Origin of the sequence: Idiomarina sp. UBA3176, assembly GCF_002364295.1 — a bacterium.
In the GTDB taxonomy this organism is placed as follows: Bacteria; Pseudomonadota; Gammaproteobacteria; order Enterobacterales; family Alteromonadaceae; genus Idiomarina; species Idiomarina loihiensis.
The window spans coordinates 1-3,130 of record NZ_DEXU01000016.1 but is presented as its reverse complement, the minus strand read 5'-3'; the positions used below and the strand labels follow the sequence as shown (position 1 = coordinate 3,130).

General features: G+C 44.3%; 3 protein-coding genes. All 3 read right to left on the bottom strand.

Annotated elements, in window-relative coordinates; genetic code table 11:
- Positions 1 to 444 precede the first annotated feature (444 nt).
- On the bottom strand, positions 445 to 1,656 hold the full coding sequence (locus B2U97_RS06395) for a M24 family metallopeptidase (protein ID WP_011233885.1): 1,212 nt from the start codon (positions 1,654 to 1,656) through the stop codon (positions 445 to 447).
- Between the two features lie 115 nt (positions 1,657 to 1,771).
- Positions 1,772 to 2,149, bottom strand: coding sequence for a GreA/GreB family elongation factor (locus B2U97_RS06390; RefSeq protein ID WP_324186825.1), 378 nt, complete (start codon positions 2,147 to 2,149; stop codon positions 1,772 to 1,774).
- Between the two features lie 219 nt (positions 2,150 to 2,368).
- Complete coding sequence (locus B2U97_RS06385; RefSeq protein WP_158511966.1) at positions 2,369 to 2,773, bottom strand: GreA/GreB family elongation factor; 405 nt, start codon at positions 2,771 to 2,773, stop codon at positions 2,369 to 2,371.
- Positions 2,774 to 3,130 lie beyond the last annotated feature (357 nt).

The window sequence follows — 3,130 nt, the reverse complement described above, 5'->3', positions numbered from 1 at the left end:
CCAGATAATCCGATGAGATGCCGGTCTGTCTCACTCTCATGCAAAGGTAAGATCAACCATTTAATCCGCTTACCCGAATTTATTTGCCACTACACGTTCACAAGTTGCAGACCACTATAGCTATGTTCAACGTGTTAAGCGAGTATTGGGCATAGCCAAAAAGTTAAAAGATTCATTTGTGAAAAAGCTTTCAATCAAAAAACTAAAGCTGAAGTTTTAGTAACAAGGTAAGTAACACGCTTGAATCTTAATATTTTTTATCCACTATAAAACAATAAGTTATTAGATCTTATCGATTCCGCCTCCGGCACCAAGCATTCTCAAGCCCTGCACGCAAGTGCGGGGCTTTTTGCATTTTAGCCATTGTGCCAGTTTTGTACCAGTAGCCTGATGTTCACATCAGGTGCGATATCTCACCTGACATAAATGTCAGGCTACATGCGCTCACAGAAGGTTAAACGGGTCATCCACAGAGCGGGATGGTTCGGTAAACCAAAAAGCCCCCTCTTCGCTCATATAAAAGTGGTCTTCCAGGCGCACGCCAAACTTTTCCGGGTTAATTACCATAGGTTCATTACTGAAGCACATTCCCGGTGCCAATTCGGTCTTGTCCCCACCGACTAAATACGGCCATTCATGCAAGTCCATACCGATACCATGGCCTGTTCTGTGCGGTACACCGGGTAATTGATAATCGGCTTTTAAACCCAGTTCGCTCAATTTAACCCGAACTGCGTCATCAACCGATTCGCAGGTTTTACCTATATGAGCCGCATCAAAAACAGCCTGCTGTAAGTCTCGTTCATACTGCCAGAACGTCTGTTGCTCTTCAGTCGCGTTGCCAAAGGGGTAAGTACGGGTGATATCAGAGTGATACCCGTGCAGCTTGCAACCGGTATCAATAAGCACCCAGTCGTTTTTCTCCAGCTTCTGCTCGTAATTAACACCGTGCGGGTAGCTGGTTCCTTTACCAAACAGCACAATACAGAAAAACGACCCAGACGCGCCCACCTTTCGGTGTGCTTCATTAATAAAACCTCTAACTTCAGAAGCGGTTACGCCCTCGTGCAGCATGGCGCCAGTGGCTCTATGCACGGCCATGGTCATATCCATAGCCGTCTGAATTAACGCCAGCTCTGCGGGCGACTTATGCATACGACAGGCAGCGGTAATGACTTTTGCGTCACACATTGTTTCAGCTGGCTTGCGCTCTTCCAGCTTCGCTACAACGCTGTATGGTGTGGACTCATCCAACGCCAATTTATAGCCATCAGAAAAATGCTCCGCTAAAAAGTTCAGCAACCGTTCATAAGGTGATTCATGTTCGTCCCACAAAACCGTATCCATGGGCAGTATCATAGCCTGGGTTAATGAACCGACTTCAAACGCGGGCGCTATTAAGGTGACATTTCCCTTAACCGGGATAACGGCGCCGACCAAACGTTCACTGGGGTACCACTTCAAGCCGGTAAAATATTCCAGGTTAGTACCTGCGTTTAAATACATAGCGCTGATGCCTTTTTCCTGCATCAATTGCTGTGCCTTAGCAACGCGCTGCTGGTACTCTTCCAGTGTAATAGGCTTAACACCTTCAGTCATATCTTCCAACGCCCCGAGCGCCTCGTCTAACTTCGCAATTCCTACGCCATGCGCCATAAAACTCTCCTTATTAAGTCTGCCAACAGACAATAGTGGATATCGAACGGTCAATTATGTTCAAACTCACTTGATTAAAGCCGCTAGGTCGAACATTACTCTATAAGCGAGTAATCTAACTCGCGACATGAACAATCTCAACTGACTGTAAACCACGATTTGTTTTCCATTGAATAGATTGCCCTACGGAAAGACCAATAAGCGCCGCCCCTAAAGGAGCAAAAACCGATAAGCTGTCATCATATTTATCTACCTGATCAGGTGCAGTCAGAGTTTTAGTAAACACTTTCCCTGTTTCTAAAACCTTAAAGGTCACCTGCCGATTCAGACAAGCAACATTGGCCGGCATAACATTCGGCTCAACAATTTTGGCGCGAGCCAGCTCAACTTCTAACTCATCCAAAAACTCCCGAGGCAAACGCGTCTCATCTAAATGATGCTCAATAACTGCCATATCGACACATGAAATAACGATGTTAGGTCTAGTATTCATATTCTCTCCCATAAAAAAGGGCTCCGGAGAGCCCTTTAAGTCTACTCATCAAGTTTCTTTTTCTTCTTTTCTTTTCGTTTTTCTTTCAATGTTAATTGTGGTTTTTTCTTTTGTTTTTCTTTACTCATTGGATTCACCTTATCTGTTCAAATGTTTAAATTAATCCGCACTTTGCACAACTAAGTTACTCCAAGGCACTACCCTCCGTTAAATTCATTTCTAAGCATTATCAGATGCGGGACGATTTTGATTTACCGTCAGGACTTCCCACTTTATTGATATATCTTTAACGATAACTGTTGCAATATCTCCTACGCGAAGCCCAAGCAATGTCGAGCCTAAGGGAGAAATAAAAGACACTAGATAGTTGTCGGTATCCGCCAGCTCTGGTGGAACCAACCTAACCTTTACCTGCTCCATTGTTTTCACATTACGTAGAACGGCGGATGCTCCAACTCGAATTCGTTTTTCAATTAACGCTTCTTTTGACTCACTGAATTCAAGCCTATTCAGTAAAATACTAAGCTCCACGGGATCAATCAGCATTTGCTGCCCCGCTTCCTGAAAAATTGGGTTTGACGGACAAACCGAGGTTTTACAAAACCTGAATGCACGCTTAAGCACGGCTTTATCTCCAACCGAACTGAACATTAAATTATCTAAAGGGAATAACAGACAGGCCGAACGCTTAAAGCGCGTCCGGCTTAATTTGGAAAGGTGAGAGCGGTACTCTGTATAGAATAGTTAGACTTAAACATGATGTCCTCTTAACAACTGAATCCATCATAGCCCGTTAAAAATTTAAAGCAAGCTCCCGGAATATTCGTCCAGGAATAAATGACTTATAAGGCTTTCTCAGCTATGACCCGCTCTATCCACGCCATTGAAAAGGACAAGTCTCGATGAGTCACATAATATAAGGTGCGATGATGCGTGCCTTCTGTCGGCAAAGCTCTAACGGGTTCTACCCAGATTTTACGG

Bases quoted from the DNA above. Each gene is read 5' to 3' on its own strand.
- B2U97_RS06395 (WP_011233885.1), bottom strand. From the start codon at position 1,656: ATGGCGCATGGCGTAGGAATTGCGAAGTTAGACGAGGCGCTCGGGGCG.
- B2U97_RS06390 (WP_324186825.1), bottom strand. From the start codon at position 2,149: ATGAATACTAGACCTAACATCGTTATTTCATGTGTCGATATGGCAGTT.